At 67.9% G+C, this 5,183-nt stretch carries 4 protein-coding genes and 2 pseudogenes; all 6 read left to right on the forward strand.

Annotation, left to right across the window (positions count from 1 at the left end; all coding sequences use genetic code 11):
* A partial coding sequence (locus ACLP25_RS10100) for an ABC transporter substrate-binding protein (protein WP_442469064.1) occupies nt 1-450 on the forward strand: 450 nt, incomplete at its 5' end.
* Nucleotides 451-503: 53 nt separating this feature from the next.
* The gene (locus tag ACLP25_RS10105) at nt 504-1,517 is read left to right on the forward strand and encodes an ABC transporter permease subunit (protein WP_442469065.1); all 1,014 of its coding nucleotides are present in this window, start codon (nt 504-506) and stop codon (nt 1,515-1,517) included.
* Nucleotides 1,507-2,436 carry an ABC transporter permease subunit gene (locus ACLP25_RS10110; protein WP_442469066.1) on the forward strand — a complete coding sequence of 310 codons (930 nt, stop codon included), beginning with the start codon at nt 1,507-1,509 and terminating at the stop codon, nt 2,434-2,436. The genes ACLP25_RS10105 and ACLP25_RS10110 overlap by 11 nt, the downstream gene beginning before the upstream one ends.
* A gap of 2 nt (nt 2,437-2,438) precedes the next feature.
* Nucleotides 2,439-3,391 (forward strand): annotated as a pseudogene (locus tag ACLP25_RS10115) (ABC transporter ATP-binding protein).
* Nucleotides 3,388-4,350: a dipeptide ABC transporter ATP-binding protein gene (locus ACLP25_RS10120; protein ID WP_442469067.1), complete on the forward strand. Its 963-nt coding sequence runs from the start codon at nt 3,388-3,390 to the stop codon at nt 4,348-4,350. Before ACLP25_RS10115 ends, ACLP25_RS10120 begins: the two are co-directional and overlap by 4 nt.
* Nucleotides 4,347-4,967: pseudogene (locus tag ACLP25_RS10125) on the forward strand (GMC family oxidoreductase); the annotation flags it as partial. The gene ACLP25_RS10120 and the pseudogene ACLP25_RS10125, both read left to right, overlap by 4 nt.
* Nucleotides 4,968-5,183: the final 216 nt, after the last annotated feature.

A 5,183-nucleotide genomic window follows, 5' to 3' on the forward strand; every position in this document is an offset into this window, starting at 1 on the left:
CCCAACGGCAAGCGCATCGGCGAGATGATGCAGGCGGATCTGGCCAAGATCGGGGTCAACGCCAAGCTCCAGACCTACGAGTGGGGCGAATATCGCAAGCGCCTCCAAAACGCCGAGGACGTGACCGGGCAGATGGGCTGGACCGGCGACAACGGCGATCCGGACAACTTCTTCTTCCTGCTCAGCTGCCCCGACGGGAAGGCCGCCCAGAACAATATCCCCAAGTGGTGCAACGCCGAGTTCAATGACCTGCTGGTCAAGGCCCGCACGATCCCCGACCAGGCCGAGCGCGCCAAGATCTATCAGCGGATGCAGGAGATCCAGCACGACGACGCGCCGGAACTGCTTCTCGCCCACTCGGTCGTCTTTGAGTCCACGCGCGCCAATGTGACCGGCTACAAGCAGAGCCCGCTCGGCACGCATGCGTTCGAAGGCGTCGATATTCAGTAAGGCCGGTTCGGGCTCCGCCGCGTGAGGCGGGGCCCGACGCTCCGGACCCGCCCATGCTCGGCTATTTCCTCCGCCGCTTGGCGTTGACGATTCCCACGTTTCTGGCGCTGATGTTCCTCACGTTCATCGCGATCCGGCTCGTGCCCGGCGATCCCGTGGAGGTCCGGGTCGGCGAGCACGGCATGCCGCCGGAACGGCTCGCCTTCTTCCGTCACGAACTCGGCCTCGACCAGCCGGTATGGAAGCAGTTTCTCGACTACGTCTGGAAGCTGCTGCATGGCGACTTCGGCGTGTCGCTGTCGACGCAACAGAAAGTTCTGACTGAGTTCCTGACGCTCTTTCCCGCGACCCTGGAACTCGCGTTCTTCGCCATGATGTTCGCCGTCCTCGTCGGCGTGCCGGCGGGCGCGATGGCGGCAGTGAAGCGCGGCAGCGTGTTCGATCAGGCGCTGATGACGATCTCGCTGTTCGGCTACTCGATGCCGATCTTCTGGTGGGGCCTGCTGCTCATCATGTTCGTCTCGGTGAGGCTAGGGCTGCTGCCGGTGTCCGGCCGCATCGACCTCATCAATTACTACTTCGACCAGCCAACGGGCTTCATGACCGTCGACGCGCTCCTGTCGGACCAGCCGGGCGCGTTTCTCGATGCGCTGCGTCATCTCGTCCTGCCGGCGATCGTGCTCGGCACGGTGCCGCTCGGCGTGATCGCGCGGATGACGCGCTCCTCGATGCTGGAGGTGCTCGGCGAGGATTACGTACGCACCGCCCGGGCCAAGGGACTGTCGCCGGCCCGCGTCATCGGCGTCCACGCCCTGCGCAACGCGCTGCTGCCCGTCGTGACGGTGATCGGCCTCTCCGTTTCGGGCCTGCTCGCCGGCGCGGTGCTGACCGAGACGATCTTCTCCTGGCCCGGCGTGGGCAAATGGCTGATCGAGTCGATTGGGCGGCGCGACTACCCGGCGCTTCAGGGCGGCGTCCTGCTGGTGTCCGCGGTCGTCATTCTGGTCAATCTCGTTGTCGATCTGATTTACGGCGCGATCGACCCGAGGATTTCTCATGGCCGCTGACGTCACCGTCTCCGAGCCCGCTGCGGTCGACGAGGGCGGCGCCGAAGTTCTCGCCCAGCCGTCGCCGCTGTCCGCATTCTGGGCGGCCTTTCGAGAGAACAAGGGCGCCGTCTTCGGCATAGCGGTCTTCGGGGTGGTGCTGCTGCTGGCGCTGACGGCGAACCTGATCGCGCCCCATTCGCCGATCGAGCAGTTCCGCGACGCGGTGCGCGCACCGCCGGTGTGGGAGCAGGGCGGGTCGTGGCGTTTCGTCCTCGGCACGGACGGCGATGGCCACGACATGCTCACCCGCCTCATCTACGGGGCGCGGGTGTCGCTGTTCATCGGCTTTTCGGTGATGAGCGTGTCCTTCGTCATCGGCGCGGCGCTTGGCCTTCTCGCCGCGATGACCGGGCCGGTCGTCGACGTCGCGGTGACGCGGCTCATGGACCTGATCATGGCGGTGCCGAGTCTTGTGCTGGCGATCCTTGTCGTCGCAGTGCTGGGCCCGAGCCTGACGAACACGATCGTGGCCGTGACGATCGTCTACCTGCCCCGCTATGTGCGTTTGGTGCGCGCGTCGGCGCTCGGGGAGCTTAACAAGGAGTACGTGACCGCGGCCAGGGTGGCGGGCGTCGGCCCGTTCCGCCTCGCCTGGTCGACCGTGCTGCCGAACTGTCTCGCGCCCCTCATCGTCATGGCGGCGCTCGGCGTGTCCGACGCGATCCTCGAGGCGGCGGGCCTGGGCTTTCTCGGCCTTGGCGCCCAGCCGCCGACGCCGGAATGGGGCTCGATGCTGGCGGATTCACGCGAGTTCATCCGCTCCGACCCATGGATCGTCACTCTGCCAGGTCTGGCGATCCTCATTACCGTCGTCGCCATCAATCTCGCCGGCGACGGCCTGCGCGACGCACTCGACCCGAAGATGCGGCGGGGGTGACTATGCCTCTCCTCGACATCCGCAACCTCACCGTCTCCTTCGCCACCCGGCACGGCGCCTTCACCGCGGTCGACGGCGTGGACGTCGCGGTCGACCGCAACGAGGTGCTGGCGATCGTCGGCGAATCGGGCTCGGGCAAGTCGGTGGCGATGCTGCTGTGATGGGCCTTCTGCCGCGAACCGCGGCCGTCACCGCCGACCGGATGGCGTTCGACGGCGCCGATCTCATGGCGATGATCTTCCAGGAGCCGATGTCGTCGCTGAACCCCTGCTTCACCGTCGGCTTCCAGATCGGCGAGACGCTGAAAGCCCATCTCGGCCTCGCCCGCAAGGCTCGCGGGGCGCGCGTCGTCGAACTCTTGGCCGAGGTCGGCATTCCCGATCCCGACCGCCGGGCGCGCGCCTTTCCGCACCAGCTTTCGGGCGGCATGAGCCAGCGCGTGATGATCGCCATGGCGCTCGCCTGCCGCCCGAAGCTGCTGATCGCCGACGAGCCGACCACGGCCCTCGACGTGACCATTCAGGCGCAGATCCTCGATCTCTTGTTGCGGCTAAGGCGCGACAACGGCATGGGGCTGGTCCTCATCACCCACGACATGGGCGTCGTCGCCGAGACGGCGGATCGGGTGATCGTCCAGTACGCCGGGCAGCAGGTCGAGGCGAACGACACGCGCGCGCTGTTCGCCGATCCGCACCATCCCTATACTGCGGCCCTGCTCGCCGCGCTGCCGGAGCGGGCGACGCAACAGCGCTTGCCCGCTATTCCCGGCGTCGTGCCGGGGCAGTTCGACCGGCCGAAAGGCTGCCTGTTCTCGCCGCGCTGCGCCTTCGTTTTTAAGGCCTGTCATCGGCTCGCCCCGGGCCGCGCGGGTCCGGAGCTCGGCGCCGCGCTCTGCCACACGCCGCTGACCCATGGCGTCCCCGCGCCGAGCCCGCTTCAGGAGGCGGCGCCATGACCGCGGCGCTCGAAGCCAAAAGCCTGGCGCGCGACTATTCCGTCTCGCGCGGCGCGTTCCGGCCGCCGGCGACGGTCAAGGCCCTGGCCGGCGTATCCTTCTCGCTTGAGGCCGGCCGGACGCTGGCGGTCGTCGGGGAGTCCGGCTCGGGCAAGTCGACGCTCGCAAGGCTGCTCACGCTGATCGAGGCGCCGACCGCCGGCGCCCTCATGATTGACGGAGAGGACGTCGCCCATGCGAGCGGGCCCACGCGCCGCCGCCTTCGGCGCGAGATCCAGATGGTGTTCCAGAACCCCTACGGCTCGCTGAACCCGCGCCAGACCATCGGCAAGGCGCTCGAGGAGCCGCTGCTGGTGAACACGGCCATGCGCGCGGGCGAGCGTCGGGAGGCGGCGCTGGCGATCATGGCCAAGGTCGGCCTGAGGCCGGAGTACTACCACCGCTATCCGCACATGTTCTCGGGCGGCCAGCGGCAGCGCATCGCCATCGCGCGCGCGCTGGTGCTGCGGCCGAAGATCCTGGTTCTCGACGAGCCGGTTTCCGCGCTCGACGTGTCGATCCGCGCCCAGGTGCTGAACCTGCTGGCCGGCCTGAAAGACGAATTCGGGCTCGCCTATGTCTTCGTCTCGCATGACCTGTCGGTGGTGCGCCACATCGCCGACGAGGTCATGGTCGTCTACCTTGGTCACGCGGTCGAGACGGGCTCTCGCGACGCGATCTTCGACGCGCCCCAGCATCCCTACACGCGGGCGCTGCTTTCGGCGACGCCAGTCGCCGACCCGACCGCCAAGCGCGAACGCATCCTGCTGACCGGCGAGCCGCCGTCGCCGATCGCACCGCCGCCGGGCTGTCCGTTCAACCCCCGCTGCCCGCTCGCCTTCAACCGCTGCCGGGTCGAGAAGCCGCCGGTCGAGAGGAAGCACGGGCGCGAGGTCGCCTGCTGGGCTGTGGCGCCATGAGCGAGGTCGAGACCTACGACTTTATCGTCGTTGGAGCGGGCTCGGCCGGCTGCGTGCTTGCGAATCGGCTGACGGCCGACCGGCTGCGGCGCGTTCTTCTGATTGAGGCGGGCGGCAAGGACGACTGGATCTGGTTCCACATCCCGGTCGGCTATCTCTACGCAATCAACAACCCGCGCGCCGACTGGATGTTCAGGACCGAAGCCGAGCCCGGCCTCAACGGCCGCGTCATCGCCTATCCGCGCGGCAAGGTCTTGGGCGGGTGCTCGGCGATCAACGGCATGATCTACATGCGCGGGCAGGCGGCCGACTATGACGGCTGGCGCCAGCTCGGCCTCGACGGCTGGGGGTGGGACGACGTCCTGCCCTATTTCCTGCGCCACGAGGACCACCATGCCGGAGCGTCGGACCTGCATGGCGTTGGGGGCGAATGGCGGGTCGAGCGGCCGCGTATCGCCTGGCCGATCCTCGATGCGGTCCGCGACGCGGGTGTCGAGATCGGCATCCCGAAAGTCCGCGACTTCAACCGCGGCGACAACGAGGGCTCCGACTATTTCGAGGTCAATCAGCGGCGTGGCCGGCGCTGGAGCGCCGCGACGGCCTTCCTGAAGCCGTCACATTCAATCGCCGTCCAATTGCATCCGTAATGATATCAGAGGCTTATAGCCAGCGGCTTAGCCCGAGCCGAGCCGTGTCCAAATATTTGCCGAAGACACGGCCGCGCACGCGGACAGGCCCGGCTGGCTGAGATCGCCTCGGGCGAACCGGCGCCGAGCAACGTGATCGACCTCGGCGTGGCGAGGGGACGCTAAAGCTTCGATCGAGCTGCTCAG

The organism is Roseiarcus sp. (genome assembly GCF_052145395.1).
GTDB lineage: Bacteria > Pseudomonadota > Alphaproteobacteria > Rhizobiales > Beijerinckiaceae > Roseiarcus.